The sequence below is a fragment of the Streptococcus mitis genome, assembly GCF_000722765.2.
Taxonomy (GTDB): Bacteria; Bacillota; Bacilli; order Lactobacillales; family Streptococcaceae; genus Streptococcus; species Streptococcus mitis_AQ.
In genome coordinates, this window is sequence record NZ_CP028415.1 from 1,439,902 (window position 1) to 1,459,154 (window position 19,253).

Below are 19,253 nucleotides of genomic sequence, written 5' to 3' on the forward strand. Positions count from 1 at the left end.
ATTTATGCAAGTGAATAAACTGCTCTTATAGAGGTTTATACCTCATCTATATTGGTATTTATAAAATCTTCCTGTTTCTATATACTAAAGATGCTGATTTATCGAAACAGTTTATTATTCGGTTTTTGGCTTTTCCTCAAAAATTTTCAATTAAACAATGCCATGCCACTCTCTAAAATTTTTAGCTATTTTTCTAATTAGACAAAAAACTGTCTATATAAAAAAAGGAAGGACGAAATGTGTCCTTTCTCAATCTTAGCTGACTTCAACCCACTAAAGTTGACAAACATACTAAGATTAGTAGTGAAGAAATCCCCTATAGATATTATAGAGTCCAAAAAACGAGCACTTTCGTACTCGTTCTCAGATATAAACTACTGATTAAAGTGAGTTTACGTCAACTTTGATACCAACACCTTGAGTAGTTGTGATCGTCAAGTTTGTTACGTAAGTTCCTTTAGCTGTAGCTGGTTTTGCTTTTTGGATTGTTTCGTTGAAAGCTTTGAAGTTTTCAACCAATTTTTCAGCTTCAAATGATACTTTACCGATGATTGCTTGAACGTTACCTGCACGGTCAGCACGGTAAGTGATTTTACCACCTTTAGACTCTTCAACTGCTTTAGCAACATCCATTGTTACAGTACCAGTTTTAGGGTTTGGCATCAAGTTACGTGGTCCAAGGACACGTCCAAGACGTCCAACAAGAGCCATCATGTCAGGTGTAGCGATAACTACGTCGAAGTCCAACCAACCGTCGTTGATTTTAGCAACAAGGTCATCTTCACCAACAAAGTCTGCACCAGCAGCTTTTGCTTCTTCAGCTTTTGCACCACGTGCGAAAACAAGAACGCGTGAAGTTTTACCAGTACCGTTTGGCAATACCATTGCTCCACGGATTTGTTGGTCAGCTTTTTTAACGTCGATGTTCAAGTTGTAAGCAACTTCTACAGTTGCGTCAAATTTTGCAAAGTTAGTTTCTTTTGCAAGTGCTACAGCTTCTTCTACGCTGTATGCTTTTGTGCTGTCAATTTTCTCAAGAGCAGCACGAAGTTGTTTGCTTTTTTTAGCCATTTTCTATTCTCCTTGTAAGTGGTTCAATCGATTTTCATCTCCCACGTCACTCCTCGAAATGATGAAGTCTTGCGGGTTTTCAGTCTATTAACTTTCTTTTCCTACTTCGTTAAGCTCCCTTGATATACTCAAGTACAAGCATCAGTCACTTGCCTAGTATGAAAAGCAACTAATAGACTGCTGTGAGATTTTCTACTGTGTTATTGATTAGTCAACAACAGTGAATCCCATAGAACGAGCAGTACCTTCGATCATACGCATTGCAGACTCAATGTTTGCTGCGTTCAAATCTGGCATCTTAGTTTCTGCAATTTCTTGTACTTGTGCACGAGTAACTGTAGCAACTTTAGTTTTGTTAGGTGTACCTGATCCTTTTTCAACACCTGCAGCTTTTTTCAAAAGAACAGCAGCTGGTGGTGTTTTAGTGATGAAAGTAAATGATTTATCTTCGTAAACTGAGATAACAACTGGAATAATCATACCAGCTTGGTCAGCTGTACGAGCGTTGAACTCTTTTGTGAATCCCATGATGTTGATACCAGCTTGACCAAGAGCAGGTCCAACTGGTGGAGCTGGTGTAGCTTTACCAGCAGGGATTTGCAATTTTACAAGTTTTTCGACTTTTTTAGCCATTTTTAAATCCTCCTTTGTGGTTTTGGCGGTAATTAAAGATTTTTACCTCCCACAAGTATGCTTTACACATACCTATCTATTATACACTATTTATCTAGAATTGCAAGAGAAAAGTTTATTTTTTATACTCAATGAAAATCAAAGAGCAAACTAGGAAGCTAGCCGTAAGCTGCTCAAAGTACAGCTTTGAGGTTGCAGATAAAACTGACGAAGTCAGCTCAAAACACTGTTTTGAGGTTGTAGATGGAACTGACGTTGTCAGTATCCTACACATACGGTAAGGCGACGCTGACGTGGTTTGAAGAGATTTTCGAAGAGTATTAATCGACGTAATCTCCACCTTCAAATCCATAGTATTCTTCCAAACTGAGACCACTCTCAGCAATTTCTTTTGCTTCTTTTCCGACATAACGAAGGTGCCATTCTTCAGCCATATAGCCGGTTTCTTTTTCCTTACCTTTGAGATAACGGACAACAAAGCCATAATCAGCCGCATGGTCCAAAAGCCACTGGGCTGCTTTCCCTTCAGTCACCAATTCTCCATTTGTGCTGATCACATCAAAGGCCAAGCCTGTCTGGTGTTCGCTATAGCCAGGTCGGGCAGAGTAACGGTCAGCTGCTGCCTTCCCATCTTGGTTGACATAATCTTGATAGAGCTTGGTCTGAGTCTCATAACTTCTAAAGCCACTGTAATGATCACTAATCGGGAATCCTGCCTCTTGCATCGCTTTGATGAGTTTGAGCAACTCAGCCTTGGCTGTTGGATTTTCCCCTGGATTGTAGTCTTTTGACAATGGATAGTGTTTATTGGCTACGATGATTTCATCGTATTTCCCTTGGATGCTGTAGTAGTCTCCTTTATTGACCACTTCTGCTTTTTTCTGGGCAGCACCTTGAGACTTACTTCCGACTGTTCCATCAGATTTAGCTGTTTGCTCTGTCTTAGCTGAGCCATCTTCATTTTTTGCTTTTTCTTGTGAACAAGCTGCTAGACTCAAGGCTAGCAAGGCTGTCAAGACAAGGTATCTTTTTTTCATTTCTACTCCTTTATTTCTAATAATTTATCTACTTCTGACGATAAACATTCGACTAATCTTTTAATCTCATCCGGTTTTACTTGGCAGGTTTCTGCTGTCATTTCTTCAAAGGGAACCCACCAGACTGGACCACGTCCCTTGAGACCGTGACCATTCATATCACCTCTTCGTCTAGGGAACAGATGCCAATGAAGATGGGCATCGCCATTTCCTAGCAGTTCGATATTCATTTTCTCAGCAGCAAAGGCCTTAGCAACCGCCTCTTGGACCACACTCATTTCCTCTAGAAAACGGAGTTTCGTTTCCTTCTCTAAATGATGCAATTCGGTAACGTGTTCCTTGGCTAGAAAGAGACTATAGCCTGCAAAATACTGGTGGTCTCCAATCACAAGATAGCCTGTTTCCAACTCTTTGACAAAATAGGGATTTTCTCCCTTCTTGATGAGTTCAATTCTCTGGCAAATCAAACACATATTAGTCTACCAATTCGCTCTTAAGATAAGCATCAACCATACGCTCTGTTGCGACCACCGAGTCAATATGAGTACGCTCATAAGAATGGCTAGACTCGATACCAGCACCGAGAAGGGCATGTTTGACTTCTGCACCTGCAGACATAGCCGCTGAAGCGTCTGAACCATAAAATGGATAGATATCCAGCTTAAATGGAATATCTTGTTTTTTCGCCAAAGCCACCAAGTGTTGCCGGAAGTCATAGTGATAAGGTCCAGAAGCATCCTTGACACAGATAGACACTGTATATTCGTCTGTTTGCTGGTCATCTCCCATAGCTCCCATATCCACAGCCAGATATTCTACTACCTGAGCAGGAATATTAGAGTTAGCACCGTGTCCCACTTCTTCAAAGACTGAAAAAGCAAAATGGGTTGTTACTGGCAATTCAATCTTCTCTTCTTTATAAATACGAAGGAGATTGAGCAAAATTGCTGCACTGACCTTATCGTCCAAATGACGAGACTTGATAAAACCTGTCTCTGTCACGACAGTTCGTGGGTCAAAACTGATAAAATCACCAACCTCAATCCCCAAGGCACGAGTTTCTTTTTCATTTGTTACTTTGACGTCCAAACGCACTTCCATATTGTCTTGCGTGCGTTCTGCAGTTCCTGCATCCTTGTAGACATGGCAAGAGGTCTGGTGGATAAGGATGGTTCCTGATACCTTTTGACCTGTGCTAGCTACATGAACGGTACAGTTTTCTCCTTCAATCATGTTCCAAGGGAAACCACCGATACGGTCCATTTTGAGACGGCCATCTGGTTTAACAGCACGGACAATGGCACCCAGCGTATCCACATGGGCAGTCACATAGCGATGCTCTTCATCACTTTGACCTTTGATGGTCACATTGACACCGCCCTTGGCTGTACGAACCGGCTGGTAACCAAAACCTTCTAGAGTCTTGACTAAATAGTCCGAAATCTCTCGAGTGAAGCCCGTTGGCGACGCAATGGCTGTCAGTTCTTTGATATATTCTACTGTTTGATTCATTTCTTCACCTCTTTTGCTACCTATTATAACACATTTATCATCGGATAAAAAAAGAAAATCACTCCTGTAGACTTAGCTACAAAAGTGATTTTATACTCAATGAAAATCAAAGAGCAAACTAGGAAACTAGCCGCAGGCTGTACTTGAGTACGACAAGGCGACGTTGACGCGGTTTGAATTTGATTTTCGAAGAGTATTAGCGATTATTCCATTTCAAAAACATCGCTTTCTTGCTTGTTTGGTAGAACCAATGAGAGCAAGATTCCGACAACTGCTGGCACCAACCATGGAAGAGATGCCTTTGCAAAAGGAAGAGCGTTGACAAGATTTGCAAGAAACTCAACCTTAAATGAGCTTCCTAATACGCTTGCAATGGCAATAGCTGTAACAACAGCAATTGTCAACTGCATACCTGGTTTTGAAAGGGCAACAAATTTGTTGACAATGACAATCATAACGATGGCAATCGTGATTGGGTACAAGATAACCAATACTGGAATGGAGTACTTGATAATCGCATCAAGACCCAAATTGGCAATGGCAAATCCAATCAAGGTAAAGGCTGTCGCATAAACCTTGTAGCTGATTTGTGGGAAGCGTTCATTAAAGAACTCAGCTGTAGACACAATCAAACCAACTGTTGTTGTGAAGCAGGTTACGGTAACCATAGCTGCAAGGAAGAGTTGAGCTGTTGAGCCAAAGATTTCTTGAGTCGCTTGTGACAAGATGTAAACACCTGGTGTTCCACCCTTCATCGCTTCAGCTGGTACTGGGAAATGATTTCCAAGGAAACCTAAACCGATATAAAGGGCGCTGAAGGCAAGGGCAACAACGATACCAACAACCCAAATGGTTGAAATGTATTCTTTCTTACTTGAGAAACCAAGTTGTTTCAAGGTTTGAACCGCAATTACACTGAAAGCAACTGAGGCAAGGGCGTCCAAGGTATTGTAACCTTCTAGGAAACCTGTACCAAAGGCAGAAGCTTGATAAGCAGCTGAAGCAGCTTGAGGACTTGTTCCACCGTATTTGATAGCTCCTAGGACAACCAAGATAACAATCAAAATCGCAAAGACTGGCGTTAAAATACGGCCGATACGGTCTAAAATTTTTGATGGATTGAGCGATATCAAATAGGCTGCTGCAAAATACAGAACTGTAAAGACAATCAAACCAAGACCTTTATTTGCATCCGACAAAAGGGGGCTAATCCCGACTTCATAAGCTGTTGTAGCTGTACGTGGGATAGCAAAGAATGGACCGATTGACAAGTAAAGAACTGAGAGGTAAAGAGTCGCAAACCAAGGCGCTATCTTTGTTGAAATCTCGTAAATATATCCTTTAGGATTTAGCGTTCCAATAATAAGAGTCAAGACGGCGATACCGACACCTGAAAAGACAAAACCTGCGATGGCAGGAAGAAAATGTTCTCCAGATAGAGCACCTAGAGAAGGCGGAAAAATCAAGTTCCCCGCACCAAAAAATATTCCAAACAGGAGTAAACCTGTTAAGGCACCTTTTTTAGCCATGAAAATCTCCTTCATATTTATAAAATACTGACCTAGTATATCATGAATAGGAGTATGAAAAAAGCTTCACGAAGTAAATATTGAATGTTTTCAAGATTCTTAAAAATAAGAATTATCTAAAAATAAAATCCTCCTACCAAGATCACACTAAGTAGGAGAAAATTCTACTGTTTACAGTTCTTCAAAAGCCATCATTCCACCTTGGACATTGATAACCTCATAACCTTGTTCTGATAAGAATTGGCAAGCACGCGCCGATCTCATTCCAGATTTACAAATAACATAATGTAACTGATCCTTGTCCAATTGATCATAAGTATCAGCTAATTGACTCAGAGGTAGATTCTGAGCACCTTCTAAATGAAGAGCTTCAAACTCCTCCACTTCTCTCACGTCCACTAGAGAAAGTTGGTCATTTTGGTAAAGCTGGTAAAATGCGTCAAAGGTTATTTCTTTCATTCTTTTTCTCCTAAAATAGTTTTAATTCTTTTTTTCAAATCCGGCACCACTTCTGACTCAAACCAAGGATTTTTGGCCATCCAGATTTGATTTCGCGGCGAGGGGTGAACTAGTGGAAAATAGGTTGGCAAGTAGTTCTGGTAATGTTTTACCCGTTCTGTTACCTTGCCACTGATTTTCTCCTGCAAATAGTAGGCCTGGGCATATTGCCCAATTAAGAGGGTCAATTGAATATCTGGTAATTCTTGCAAGAGCTGAGGATGCCATTTTTCTGCAAAACCAGTTCTCGGTGGCAGGTCACCTGACTTGCCATGCCCTGGAAAGTAGAAATCCATAGGCAAAACAGCAAAATATCCTGAATTGTAAAAGGTATCTTCATCCACACCTAGCCAGTCTCTCAGGCGGTCACCACTCTTATCTTTCCAGTAAAGGCCTGCTTCTTGGGTTTTAAGTCCAGGTGCCTGACCGATGATATTGATGCGAGCAGTCTTTGGCGCTGCAAAGAGAGGCTCAATACCACGCTCTGTATAGCTGGCATTCTGTGGATCTAACATAATAGCCTGCTTGATTCTTTCAATTTGAGACATCTACTTTCCCTCCAAAAAGAAGTCTAAGCATACAATCTCAGACTTCTATCGTTTTATTTGATCAATTCATAAATAGCTTCGGCATAGATTGCTGCTGCTCGGAAGAGATCATCCAAGGCAATAAATTCATTGGCTTGGTGCATGGTGTCAATTGAGTCTGGGAACATGGCACCATAGGCAACACCTCGTTCGAGCAAGCGACCAAAGGTTCCACCACCGATGACTTGCTCGTGACCTTTAAGTCCAGTTTGTTTTTCATAGACATTCAACAAGGTTTGGACAAGTGGATCTTCCATTGGCACATAGTGAGGCGTATGACCATGTTCAGAAAGGCTAACAGAAGCAACCGGCAAGTTTTCAAGGATTGACTTGATTTGTTCTGGACTTGTTCCTTTTGGATAGCGGATATTAAGGGCAATGGTATTATCAGCACTTGTTTCATCGAAGCGGAAGACGCCTGCATTCATAGAAAGGGCACCCATCTTTTCATCCACATGGGCAATCTGGAGATTTTCCCCCTCGTGGTCGTTCAAGAGAATCTTACCAGCGATGTCAAGGTAGTCTTTGGCTGGGCCAGCAAAGTCAAACTGGCTGAGGAAAAGAGCTAGGTAAGTCGCACCATTGACACCTGAAGCAGGCATAGCACCGTGGGCTGATTTACCAATGATGGTAACCTTGTACTGACCGTTTTCTTCTTGGAGTTCTCCTCTAAGTTTGTGTTCTGCAACAAAGGCATCTAGTTTAGCTTGCAAGTCAGCCAAATCACCTGAAACGACTGCTGTTGCTGATTCTGGTACCATATTTTCACGTAAACCACCTGTAAAGCTGTGAAGACGGGCACCACCTGCATTTTCACCTGCAAAATGTAGGTATTCTGTAATATTTCCTTTTTCACCGTTGATGATAGGGAATTCAGCATCAGGAGAGAAACCCAAGTCTGGTTTGGCAAGTCCTACGTGCTCAAAGTAGTAGTCCATGTCTGCCCAGCCTGATTCTTCATCAGTTCCGACGATGAAGCGAACTTTCTTAGAAGTTGGAAGGCCCAATTCTTTGATGATTTTCAAACCATAGTAACAAGCTGTTGTAGGACCCTTGTCGTCCGAAGCCCCACGCGCATAAAGGCGACCGTCTTTGATCGTTGGTGTGTAAGGGTCTGTGTCCCAACCGCTACCAGCTGGAACCACATCCATATGGGCAAAGATTCCGAGAACTTCTTCTCCTTCACCAAACTCAAAATGTCCTGCATAGTTATCAACATTTTTAGTTGGGTAGCCATCACGGTCTGCGATTTCAAGGAATTTCTCCAAAGCTTTTACTGGACCAGGTCCAAATGGATGTTCAGCATCAACCTTGCTGTCATCACGTTCTGAGTTGATTTCCAAAAGGCTAAACAAATCAGCCAAGAGGTCTTCTTTACGTTTTTCTACTTCTGCTGTAAAATCAATTGCTGTCATATTATCTTCCTTCTATCTTTTCTCGATGATTTCATCTACTGGCAAGCGGTAGCTTGGTTCCAATTTCTCGTCTGTGTAACCTACCGTAATCAAGAGTTCTGGGCGGAAACGGTCTTCAATGTCCAAAACTTCGTTGACTTTTGATTTATCAAATCCAAGAATAAGATTTGATCCGATTCCTTGGTCTGTAAGAGCGAGAATCAAGTTCATAGCAACCAAACCTGCATTGAGGGCTAGGTAGTCGCTGACTTGTTGTTCATTGTAGCGCGCAAATTCAGCTGGCAAATTTTTCATGAAGTATTGAAGTTGTTCTTCTGAGAAATTGTTAGCACCACCAACTCGGGCAATCTTACGAGCACGTTTGGCTAAGTCCGTATCTGTAAAGAGGGCAATGGTTACAGGTGCTGATGATACCTGTTCAAAGTTAGAACCGTAAGCCAACTTTGCCAATTCAGCATTTTTCTCACGAACAACCACAAATTTCCAAGGCTGGCTGTTGTGGGCACTTGGTGCCAAGGTTGCAATTTCGATAGCCGTTCGCACATCTTTTGGATCAACTGGCTTATCAGTGAAATGCTTAGTCGCATGACGTTTTTTATTTAATTCAAGAAATTTCATAATCGATTTCCTTTTCTAATTCTACTGCTTCCATTCTACCATAATTTGAAAGAGCTTGCAGGGATTTTTCATGATTAAGATTTTTTATTACAGTCATAAAAAATATATATTGGTTCATGGGGAAAGTTTCTGATAAACTAGCAGATGACTTTACATTTGATTGGAGACATTATGAAAAAATTTAGCCTATTACTAGCCATCCTACCATTTTTAGTTGCCTGTGGAAATCAAACTACACCTAAAGAGACTAGCGCCCAAAAGACAATCGTCGTTGCTACAGCTGGCGATGTGCCACCATTTGACTACGAAGACAAGGGCAACCTGACAGGCTTCGACATCGAAGTTTTAAAAGCAGTGGATGAAAAACTCAGCGGTTACGAGATTCAATTCCAAAGAACTGCCTGGGAGAGTATCTTCCCAGGACTTGATTCTGGCCACTATCAGGCTGCGGCCAATAACTTGAGTTACACAAAAGAGCGCGCTGAAAAATACCTCTATTCGCTTCCCATTTCAAATAATCCCCTCGTCCTTGTCAGCAACAAGAAAAATCCTTTGACTTCTCTTGACCAAATCGCTGGAAAAACAACGCAAGAAGATACCGGAACTTCAAACGCTCAATTCATCAATAACTGGAATCAAAAACACACTGATAATCCTGCTACTATCGATTTTTCTGGTGAAGATATCGGCAAACGAATCCTAGACCTTGCTAACGGAGAGTTTGATTTCCTAGTCTTTGACAAGGTATCCGTTCAAAAGATTATCAAGGACCGTGGCTTAGACCTTTCTGTGGTTGACTTGCCTTCTGCCGATAGCCCCAGCAACTATATCATTTTCTCAAGCGACCAGAAAGAGTTTAAAGAACAATTTGATAAAACACTCAAAGAACTCTACCAAGACGGAACACTCGAAAAACTCAGCAATACCTATCTAGGTGGTTCTTATCTCCCAGATAAATCTCAGTTACAGTAAAATATACTAAAAGCGATTGGCCCAGCCAATCGCTTTTTTAGTTTACATTGGTTATTTTAGAAAACTCTTACAAAAAATCAAAAAAATTCTTCACATCTTCTACATACCCATGCTTTTCTATTAAACTTGCTAATAATTCCAGATTGTGCCCCTGATAGTTATCGTCACGACGCAGCTCTTCATACATTTCGATAAAGGGAAGCCCCTTGGACTTGGCCAATTCTAACTCCGCTTCATAATCATAAGCGACTTTACGAAATTGGATATTTACCAATTCCCCATCTTCAATCTCTATCACGGCATACTGGGCACGGTGATTTTTTAACTTTTCCCAATTAAAATAGGGCATACCAATCGAACCTGGATTGATAATTTGTTGCCCTTGACTGCCATAACGAAGCAATTGCTTGTGAACATGACCATAGACTGCCACGTCGGTTTCCGCATCTAGGAGTTGGTCAAATTTCTCTGTATCATTCTCAACTAGCAAGTCACCACCATAGTTCTTATTTGGCAAATTATGAGAAAGAGAAAAGCGCAGCCCCTCAACTTCTTTCTTTTCTAGCAAAGGTAAGCTTCGTAACCAGACAATCGTTGCAGGATCCATTCGCTCCATCAAAAACTGAGTCATTCGCATTGACTGGATTTCTTGTGGATCTCCCAAACCGTATTCACCATCCAAGGCCTCAAGGACACAATCATCCCAATTGCCTCGAACACTGGCTGTGATAGGAAGGTCCTTTAGCAGGGCGACCAAATCATTTGCACCTGGACCGGGAAGAAAAATATCTCCCAGAAGCCAGTATTCACTGACTCCTTGATTTTTAGCATCTGCAATCACTGCTTCTAGGGCAGTTGTATTGCCATGAATATCTGATAAAATTGCGATTTTATGTTTCATTGTGGTTTCCTTCCGTTTGGTATTCTACTCTTTCTTCCGCCACTTGAGCCAATTCCACTTCTTCCTGCGGGTTCAACTTCCTCTGCACAGCCTCTGCAACCGCTCTAGGCACACCGACTTCGATAATCTCATCCACACTGGCTTCCTTGATTTTAGTTAGAGACTTGAAATACTTCATAAGATTTTGCTTGCGTTTAGGTCCCAGACCGTCAATTCCATCCAGTTGTGATGAAAAGGAATTTTTGGAGCGCAGTTGGCGATGGAAAGTAATGGCAAAGCGATGCACCTCATCCTGAATGCGCTGGAGGAGGAAAAATTCCTGAGAATTACGAGATAACTCCACCACTTCCAACGGATCTCCGAAGAGTAATTCATGGGTTTGGTGCTTGTCATTTTTTTGCAAACCTGCAATGGGAATATCCAAACCCAGTTCCTCTTGGATGACTTGCTTAGCGATATTGACTTGACCTTGTCCCCCATCAATGACAATCAAATCTGGAGGAGTCAAACCGTCACGCTGTACTCGACCATAGCGCCTGCTAATGACTTCTCTCATACTGGCATAATCGTCTGGCCCGACTACGGTCTTGATTTTATACTTACGATAATCTTTTTTACTTGGTTTGCCGTTGACAAAGACAACCATGGCTGAAACAGGACTGGTTCCCATGATATTAGAATTATCAAAGGACTCAATGCGAACTGGAGTCGGAATTTGGAGCAAACAACCTAGATTTTCAATAGCTCCTTGTGTCTTTTCGACAGATTTTTCTAACAGATTGAACTTCTGCTCTAGACTGACTCTAGCATTCTTTATAGCCAAATTGACCAGCTGCTTTTTCTCTCCACGTTGGGGCTTGACAATCTTGGTATTCACCAAGGCCTTGACTGCTTCTTCGTCAATATCTTGTGGAATCAGTACCTCATTGGGAACTAGATGAGATTTTTCTTGATAGAATTGTCCTACATAGGTTAGAAAGTCCTCATCCGGATCATTATAATAAGGGAAAAGATTGACATCTCGCTCAATGAGCTTGCCCTGACGGACAAAGAAAACCTGCACACACATCCAGCCCTTGTCCACATAGTAGCCAAAAACATCGCGATTTTGAAGATCCTTAGCCATGACCCGCTGCTTGGTTCGAAGCGTTCCAATGGCCTGAACCAGATCACGGTATTCCGCAGCACGTTCAAATTCCATAGTCTGGGCTGCCGCTGCCATTTTCCCCTTGAGATCATCAATGATTTTGTCATCCTGCCCTTTTAGGAAATCAGAAACCTCCTGAGCCATAGACTTGAAATAGGCCTCATCTTTTTTACAGATGGTGTGGGCCATACATTGTCCGATATGGTAGTAAAAACAGACCTTAGATGGTGGATTGGTACACTTACGAAAAGGAAAAATCCGATCCAGTAGCCGCTTGATTTCATTGGCTGCGCCCACATCTGGATAAGGACCAAAGTAGAGACCACCATCTTTTTTAACCTGTCGGGTGATAATCAAACGAGGATAACGTTCATTGGTGATTTTGATGAAAGGATAAGACTTATCATCCTTGAGCATGATATTGTACTTGGGCTTGTTTTCCTTGATCAGGTTAATTTCTAGGAGAAGTGCCTCAATATTGGACTCAGTAACGATAAATTCAAAATCCACAATTTCAGACACCAGAGCCTCTGTCTTGGTATCATGACTTCCACGGAAATAGGACCTCACACGATTTCGCAGATTTTTAGCCTTTCCTACATAGATAATGGTGCCGTTTTTATCCTTGTGAATGTAACAACCAGGGCTGGTCGGCAGGAGCTCTAGTTTTGATTTAATCAAGTTGTTCATAGTTCCATTATAGCAAAAAAGTAGGGAAAGATTGTTCCCTACTCACTAGTCTCATATATTTTTCGGAGGTTTGCAACATCCACTTCCTGGATACCATAAAAGGAACCTGCTGGTTGCATCACAGACTTCTCATCTGTATGGTCCAAGCCAATTGCATGCCCTAACTCATGTTCTGCCGTATGGACAATGCGCTCATAGGAATAACCATAGTCAGGATTGGACAGATAATAATGATTCAACCGTACCGTTACAAACAAGAATTGTCCCGTTAAGAGATTAGTCTGACTTTCCGCCTCTCCTGCCACAGGAGTGCCTCCGTCATTCATCTCCGTAGCCAAAATATCTGCCTTGCTAGACTCTGTCACGATTTCAAAGTTAAAAGCACCTGTTTGATTCCAGTTCTGAATTGCTTCTACATAAGCCTCTTGAAAACGTGAATCCATCTGGGGATCTAGGTAAATACGAGCTGAAGCCTGTGGCCACCTTCCTTCAGAGTGTTGGTGGCTATCTGTCTGGTTCAACTTAGGCAGTTGCCCTGTTTTTTCCCACTGGTCGATACTTTGTTGACCAATCTTTACTGACCGTTCTGCTTGCTTTAGCGCTCCTTGAAAATCCCCGTTCAGATACCAGAGAAGTCCAAAAGCAAAAGCACACAAAAGAAAAGCTATCCAAACTAGACGCCAAAACAAACGCCACACAAAACAAAAGAAAGCCCCTATCAAACGAAAAATCCAGCGCATGTCCCTCCACCTTTCTAGCAAATAAAGACTATTTTACTAAAACAAGCTGAAAGAAAGCTAAATTATGACAATCTCTCTTCTAATTTGAAATCAATTGGTAGGGTTGCTAAGAACCGTTCCAATTGTTTTTCCCAATAATACCACTCGTGAGTTCCAGCGCTATGGCTATAGGTCACATCAAAGCCCAGTTTTTTGAGATTTTTCACTGCTAGATTATTGGCTTCGTACAAGAAATCCTGTTCACCACACCAAGCCCACAGCTTGGTCTTTTTATCCGATTTTTTAGCCAGACTTTCAAGAGAATAAGGACTAGTTGTCCAATCTTTAATCTCCCCAAAAACACCTCTCCAGTAAGCTGGTGTCCCCAGATTTTGGCTTTCAGGAGAAAAATCTTGAAAACTAAGGGCACCTGAAAAGCTAGCTGCATGAGAAAAACGATTTGTAGCAAGAGCCAATTTAAAACAGCCATAGCCTCCCATAGAAAGGCCAGCGATAAAGGTCTTTTCACGCTTGCTAGTCATATTAGGGAAGAAGCGTTTCAGAACCTCTGGCAATTCCTCTGCTAGAGCTGTGTAATAGTCAAAACCATATTGGGTATCGGTATACCAACCGTTGCTGGTATTGGGCATGACGACGATGAGATTAGTGCCTCGAAGCAAGCGTTCTACATTGGTCCGCTTGAGCCAACTATTATGATTGCCAGACATCCCGTGCAAGAGGTACAAGACTGGAATATCTTTACAATCTGGTTCTTCCACTCGATTGGCATCGGGGTAAAGAACATTAACTCCCCACTCCATATCCAAAACTTGTGAGTAATACTCGATTTTCATTACTGCCATAATTTTTTCCTCTATTTTTCTATAAGAAAAAGCCGAAATTCGACTTTCTCTCCGTTTATTTCATCGCTTATTTTGCTTCCATGACTACTGGTAAAATAGCTGGACGACGTTTGGTTTGGTCAAAGAGATACTTGGTAAGATTATCACGAACCTTCCCTTTAAGATCTGCCCAGTCAAAGTCGTCTCCTTGAAGATAATCTTCTACTGTTTGGTTAATCAATTCTGAACTTTCACGGAGAATATCACGACTCTTCTTGAGGTAAACGAATCCGCGCGTATGAACACGGGCCTTGGCCACAATTTTCTTCTCACGACGGTTAACTGTGATTGCTACGATGAAAATACCGTCCTCTGACAAGACCTTACGGTCACGAAGAACCACATTTCCAACATCACCAATAGCATTCCCGTCAATCAAGACATCCCCTGCTGAAACCGCTCCAGCTGGGACAAAATCTCCATTCTCATAAGCCATGCTTGTTCCCTTTTTAGGGATGAAAATGCGTTCTGGCAACATTCCAACTGCCATAGCAGCCTTAGCATGGGCATCCAACTCGCGGTATTCCCCTTGAATCGGGAAGAGATACTTGGGTTGCAAGAGATTGATCATCAACTGCAAATCACGCGCATTTCCATGCCCTGACACACGCAAGCTTTGAGTGATCAGTTTGACAACTCCACCAGCTTGGTAAATCATGTTTTCCACACGCGCCATAACTGCTTCTTTGGCGATAGATGGAGTGGTTACGATATAGACCAAGTCACCGTCCTTGATTTCCACATAACGGTGGCGACCAATCGACATCTTGCGAAGACCGTTGATAGGCTCACCCATACGACCTGTCTCAAGGATAATCAACTCATGGTCTTCAAAACGAGACATATCTTTTGGTTTAATCAAAAGACTCTCGTTAGCTAGAGACAATTTCTTAAGACGAATAGCAGTGCGGACGATATTTTCAATATCAAATCCTGTCAAAACCACACGACGACCTGTTGCATCCGCAGCGTCAAACACCTGCTGGATACGAGAGAGGTTGCTAGCTACTGCTGCAACGATGATACGACCATCCCAGTCCGAAATGGTTTGAGTGATCTCGTCCCCAACTTCACTTTCGCTAGCCACTTGGATATTGCTATCCGCATTGGCTGAATCACTGAGAAGAGCTAGAACTCCGTCACGACCAATTTCTGCCAAACGAGCAAAGTCTGTCGCATAGGATTCACTAGCTGTCTGGTCAAATTTGAAATCACCTGTATAAACGATACTACCTTCAGCTGTCTTCAAGACAACACCCAGACTTTCTGGGATAGAGTGGGTCGTACGGAAGAAGGACACTACAGTCCCTCCAAAATCTATCTCCGTATCCTCATCAATGACATGGAAATCATTAAACTTCTTAACTGTGTCATTTCCTTTGACAAAGAGTTTGGCCAACTCAATGGTCAGCTCAGACCCAAATACAGGTACCTTGGCTTCCGCCAAGAGATAAGGCAGAGCACCAATGGCATCCGCATGGCCGTGGGTCAAGAAGACTCCAGCGATACGATCGCTATTTTCAAAAAGGTAGTCCATATTTGGAATAACGACATCCACCCCTAGTTGTTCATTTTCAGGGTATTTCAGACCTGCATCCAAAATGAAAATAGATCCATCGATTTCAGCGATATACATATTTTTCCCGTTTTCACGTACACCACCAAGTGTTGTTAAACTGATATTACTCATTTTTCCTCCGAAAGCTTAGTTTATCTTGATTATAGGGTTGCTTGCCCTCTTATTCTAAAAGCACTACTTTTAGCCGAATCTTTTCCTACCATTATACCATTTTTTTTATGATTTTCAAAATGAAGATTTGTTTTCAAAAAAGAGCTGGTTTCCCAACTCTTTCCTATGATCTACTCTTTTTCCATTAAAAAGTCATAAATTTCTTGCACGGTACCCAGCGCCATCATTTCTTGGTCTTTGACGGTTTGTTTGAGATTTTGGTAAATCTGACTTTCTCCGATTTCCCGATTTGGCGCCTCTTTATTGACTGTCATGACTCCATCTTTAATCATCACAAAGCCTAGCTCTTCAAATACTTGAATCATCTTGACCAGCAAGATTTGTTGAATATTGAGATAGGCAGCCAAATCCTTCAGTTTGTAGCGAATATCAAACCCTGGGAACTGGTAGATGGTCTTGTACAATTTGGCAAACTGCTCTCTAGTCCCATAGCCTGTCAGATAGTAGGCCTTGTCAATATCATTTTTGAAATAAACAGTAGAAAAATTCTGCTCCTGAAAAATGGTCTTCAGCTGAGTAATATCCTCAGGAATGGTTTTTACAACCACAGCATCACTATTTACTAGATTGGGCAGTTCCCCAGCAAAATCCAAGACTGGAACCCCTTCTGGCAAGACTGCATTCTTCCCACGGATGTTAAAAAGTTGAACACCCTCCACACGCGCATCCACCATCATCAACTGGAGGGCAGTTTGGCCATTCCATTGGTTGACAGACAATTTGACTGCCAGCTCTAGCTTCTTGATTTGAGAAAACTCTGTCACCCATCTGCCTTGGCCAAAGGCCACCACTTCAAAACTCGCCTCACCTTTGGAAATTTTCAGTTTGAGATGGGCATTGCCTGCCCCCATGGTACGGGCACTTTCGACCTGAAAATCCTTGATATAAAAGACAGGTTTCTGATTGTCCATGCCAAAAGGTGCCAAACGTTCAAAACTTTTGACCATTTCAAGACTCAAAGTCTCCAAATCCAGTTCTTCATCTAAATTTAACTTGTTCTTGCCAGCAGCATCTGCGCCTTTTTCACGGACATAGTCTTCCAAGACCTGAGATAAATCTGCGAGTTTCTCCACTTCCAGCGTCATTCCTGCTGCACCAGCATGGCCACCAAAGGCGATGAAGAGGTTTCGATGAGGATCCAGAGCCTCAAAAATATCCACTGCTTCCACACTACGGGCACTACCCTTGGCACGACCATCTTCTATATTAAGAACGATGACTGTCTGCCCTAGTTCTTCCAACAAACGACCAGCCACGATTCCCAGAACCCCAGGATTCCAGCCTTCCTTAGCCAAGACTTGGACCTTCTTCTCAGGGTCCACCATGGTCTTGGCTTCTTCATAGATAGACTGGACGATTTCCTTGCGCTCTTCATTTTTCTGATGAATCATGAGGGCAATCTCATGGGCTTCCTCGTCGTCAAATCCAGTCAACAAATCAATGGCAGGATTGGGATCATCCAAGCGGCCCAAGGCATTCAAACGAGGGGCAATCTGGAAACCAACCGTTTCTTCTGTTACTTCGTTGGCGGCAATCCCAGCCATGTCCAGCATTTCTTGTAGACCAACGCGCTGAGTATGTCCCAACATTTCCAGACCATACTGAACCAAGATACGGTTCTCATCTGTTAAACTAACCATATCAGCAATGGTACCAATAGCGACCAAATCAAGCAATTCCACTTGTACTTCTTCCAAAAGGGCACAAGCCAGCTTGAAAGCCACTCCACAACCAGCCAAATATTTGAAAGGATAGTCCGCATCTGGATGCTCAGGATGGACAATCGCATAGGCATCTGGCAAGATTTCAGGTATGGAATGGTGATCGGTCACAATGACATCCACTCCCATAGACTGGGCCAGTTCAATAGCCTCGTGACCCGCAACCCCATTATCCACCGTCACAATCAAGGAAATTCCTTCTTGTTCAATAAAGTATTTGTAAACACTAGCATTAGGTCCATAACCGTCGGTAAAACGATTGGGCAGATAAACTCGGCACTCAGCGCCAAGCTGTTCCAAACTTTCCTTCACAATCGAAGCCGAAGTCATGCCATCCGCATCGTAGTCTCCATAGATGAGAATATTTTCCCCTTCTTCAATGGCCTGACGAATCCGTTCTACTGCCTTGTCCATATCATGGAGCAGATAGGGATCGTGCAAGTCTTCTAAGGAAGGCTCTAAAAACTTCTTCAGACTTTCTTGGTTCTGAATCCCTCTTTCAAATAATAACCGAGCCACCTCAGGACCTAGTCCAGCCTTCTTGGCTATCTTTGTAAAATCCGCATCTTCAACCTGCGGGGCAAACTGCCATTCATAAGTAGGAGTTATCAAAAAAACATCCACTCTTTCTAAGAATTCTATTGCTTCATTATAACATGATTTAGGCTTTTTCTCTATCCTGATTGCTTTTTTATAAAATTTTAGTGAATTTTTAAGATATGATTTGACAAGGCAATTCTTTTGGTGTAAAATCATGTTATAAAATCTAACACAAAGGAGATTCCTTATGGCTTTAGTAGAATTTGAACACGTCGAAAAATATTACGGAGACTATCACGCACTCCGCGACATCAATCTCCGTTTTGAAAAAGGGCAAGTCGTTGTACTCCTAGGCCCTTCTGGCTCTGGGAAATCCACTCTTATCCGCACCATCAATGGTTTGGAGGCTGTGGACAAGGGAAGTCTTCTAGTAAATGGTCACCAAGTTGCTGGTGCCAGCCAGAAAGATTTGGTGCCTCTTCGCAAGGAAGTCGGCATGGTTTTCCAACATTTTAACCTCTATCCGCATAAAACAGTGTTAGAAAACGTAACACTCGCACCCATAAAAGTTCTAGGAATTGATAAAAAAGAAGCTGAAAAAACAGCTCAAAAATATCTGGAATTTGTAAATATGTGGGACAAGAAAGATTCTTATCCAGCCATGCTATCTGGTGGACAAAAACAACGGATTGCCATCGCACGTGGACTCGCTATGCATCCTGAACTCCTCCTCTTTGATGAGCCAACATCTGCCCTTGACCCTGAAACCATCGGCGATGTTCTAGCAGTTATGCAAAAATTGGCCCACGATGGTATGAATATGATTGTCGTTACCCATGAAATGGGCTTTGCCCGTGAAGTTGCCGACCGCATCATCTTTATGGCTGACGGAGAAGTTTTGGTAGATACGACAGATGTCGATGACTTTTTCGACAATCCAAGCGAACCTCGTGCCCAACAATTCCTCAGCAAAATCATCAACCATGAAAGTGACAAAGTCAAATAAGGAGG

The 19,253-nt window shown here is 42.3% G+C and carries 18 protein-coding genes; 2 read left to right on the forward strand and 16 right to left on the reverse strand.

All coding sequences use genetic code 11. From position 1 onward, the window contains the following. Nucleotides 1-381: 381 nt before the first annotated feature. The 10 genes from rplA to SK637_RS07285 all read right to left on the reverse strand — a co-directional run bounded on the left by rplA (nucleotide 382) and on the right by SK637_RS07285 (nucleotide 8,900). On the reverse strand, nucleotides 382-1,071 hold the full coding sequence (rplA, locus tag SK637_RS07235; RefSeq protein WP_001085675.1) for a 50S ribosomal protein L1: 690 nt from the start codon (nucleotides 1,069-1,071) through the stop codon (nucleotides 382-384). Between the two features lie 207 nt (nucleotides 1,072-1,278). Then, entirely contained in the window at nucleotides 1,279-1,704 is a 426-nt protein-coding gene (gene rplK / locus SK637_RS07240) for a 50S ribosomal protein L11 (RefSeq protein ID WP_001085806.1), read from the reverse strand. A 320-nt stretch (nucleotides 1,705-2,024) separates the two neighbouring features. Then, nucleotides 2,025-2,741, reverse strand: a complete 717-nt coding sequence (gene ldcB / locus SK637_RS07250; protein ID WP_033689170.1) for an LD-carboxypeptidase LdcB/DacB — start codon at nucleotides 2,739-2,741, stop codon at nucleotides 2,025-2,027. A 2-nt stretch (nucleotides 2,742-2,743) separates the two neighbouring features. After that, a complete protein-coding gene (locus SK637_RS07255) occupies nucleotides 2,744-3,214 on the reverse strand; it encodes an HIT family protein (RefSeq protein ID WP_033689172.1) in 471 nt (156 codons plus the stop codon). Nucleotide 3,215: 1 nt separating this feature from the next. Then, nucleotides 3,216-4,253, reverse strand: coding sequence for a M42 family metallopeptidase (locus SK637_RS07260; protein WP_033689177.1), 1,038 nt, complete (start codon nucleotides 4,251-4,253; stop codon nucleotides 3,216-3,218). A 203-nt stretch (nucleotides 4,254-4,456) separates the two neighbouring features. Further along, the gene (gene brnQ, locus SK637_RS07265; protein WP_033689180.1) at nucleotides 4,457-5,782 is read right to left on the reverse strand and encodes a branched-chain amino acid transport system II carrier protein; all 1,326 of its coding nucleotides are present in this window, start codon (nucleotides 5,780-5,782) and stop codon (nucleotides 4,457-4,459) included. 171 nt (nucleotides 5,783-5,953) lie between these two features. Beyond that, complete coding sequence (locus tag SK637_RS07270; RefSeq protein WP_033689183.1) at nucleotides 5,954-6,241, reverse strand: rhodanese-like domain-containing protein; 288 nt, start codon at nucleotides 6,239-6,241, stop codon at nucleotides 5,954-5,956. After that, nucleotides 6,238-6,828 (reverse strand): uracil-DNA glycosylase family protein, encoded by a 591-nt coding sequence (locus tag SK637_RS07275; protein WP_033689184.1) that lies wholly within the window; start codon nucleotides 6,826-6,828, stop codon nucleotides 6,238-6,240. Before SK637_RS07275 ends, SK637_RS07270 begins: the two co-directional genes overlap by 4 nt. Before the next feature lie 53 nt (nucleotides 6,829-6,881). Next, nucleotides 6,882-8,282: a dipeptidase PepV gene (gene pepV / locus SK637_RS07280; RefSeq protein ID WP_033689185.1), complete on the reverse strand. Its 1,401-nt coding sequence runs from the start codon at nucleotides 8,280-8,282 to the stop codon at nucleotides 6,882-6,884. A 12-nt stretch (nucleotides 8,283-8,294) separates the two neighbouring features. Further along, a complete protein-coding gene (locus tag SK637_RS07285; RefSeq protein WP_033689186.1) occupies nucleotides 8,295-8,900 on the reverse strand; it encodes a nitroreductase family protein in 606 nt (201 codons plus the stop codon). A gap of 171 nt (nucleotides 8,901-9,071) precedes the next feature. Between SK637_RS07285 and SK637_RS07290 the strand changes: the two genes are divergently transcribed. Beyond that, a complete protein-coding gene (locus SK637_RS07290) occupies nucleotides 9,072-9,872 on the forward strand; it encodes an amino acid ABC transporter substrate-binding protein (RefSeq protein WP_033689187.1) in 801 nt (266 codons plus the stop codon). A 67-nt stretch (nucleotides 9,873-9,939) separates the two neighbouring features. Here the strand turns inward: SK637_RS07290 and SK637_RS07295 are convergent, their stop codons facing one another. The 6 genes from SK637_RS07295 to recJ form a co-directional block, all read right to left on the reverse strand. Continuing rightward, on the reverse strand, nucleotides 9,940-10,773 hold the full coding sequence (locus tag SK637_RS07295; protein ID WP_033689188.1) for a metallophosphoesterase family protein: 834 nt from the start codon (nucleotides 10,771-10,773) through the stop codon (nucleotides 9,940-9,942). After that, nucleotides 10,763-12,610: an excinuclease ABC subunit UvrC gene (uvrC, locus tag SK637_RS07300; RefSeq protein ID WP_033689190.1), complete on the reverse strand. Its 1,848-nt coding sequence runs from the start codon at nucleotides 12,608-12,610 to the stop codon at nucleotides 10,763-10,765. The genes SK637_RS07295 and uvrC overlap by 11 nt, the downstream gene beginning before the upstream one ends. A gap of 38 nt (nucleotides 12,611-12,648) precedes the next feature. After that, complete coding sequence (locus SK637_RS07305) at nucleotides 12,649-13,350, reverse strand: M57 family metalloprotease (RefSeq protein ID WP_033689191.1); 702 nt, start codon at nucleotides 13,348-13,350, stop codon at nucleotides 12,649-12,651. Between the two features lie 62 nt (nucleotides 13,351-13,412). Further along, the gene (locus SK637_RS07310) at nucleotides 13,413-14,192 is read right to left on the reverse strand and encodes an alpha/beta hydrolase (protein WP_033689192.1); all 780 of its coding nucleotides are present in this window, start codon (nucleotides 14,190-14,192) and stop codon (nucleotides 13,413-13,415) included. A gap of 67 nt (nucleotides 14,193-14,259) precedes the next feature. Continuing rightward, a complete protein-coding gene (locus tag SK637_RS07315) occupies nucleotides 14,260-15,921 on the reverse strand; it encodes a ribonuclease J (RefSeq protein WP_033689193.1) in 1,662 nt (553 codons plus the stop codon). 170 nt (nucleotides 15,922-16,091) lie between these two features. Continuing rightward, nucleotides 16,092-18,314, reverse strand: a complete 2,223-nt coding sequence (gene recJ / locus SK637_RS07320; protein ID WP_033689647.1) for a single-stranded-DNA-specific exonuclease RecJ — start codon at nucleotides 18,312-18,314, stop codon at nucleotides 16,092-16,094. Between the two features lie 175 nt (nucleotides 18,315-18,489). On the opposite strand from recJ, the gene SK637_RS07325 reads away from it, so the two are divergent. Next, nucleotides 18,490-19,248: an amino acid ABC transporter ATP-binding protein gene (locus tag SK637_RS07325; RefSeq protein ID WP_001229569.1), complete on the forward strand. Its 759-nt coding sequence runs from the start codon at nucleotides 18,490-18,492 to the stop codon at nucleotides 19,246-19,248. The last annotated feature ends 5 nt before the right edge of the window (nucleotides 19,249-19,253 follow it).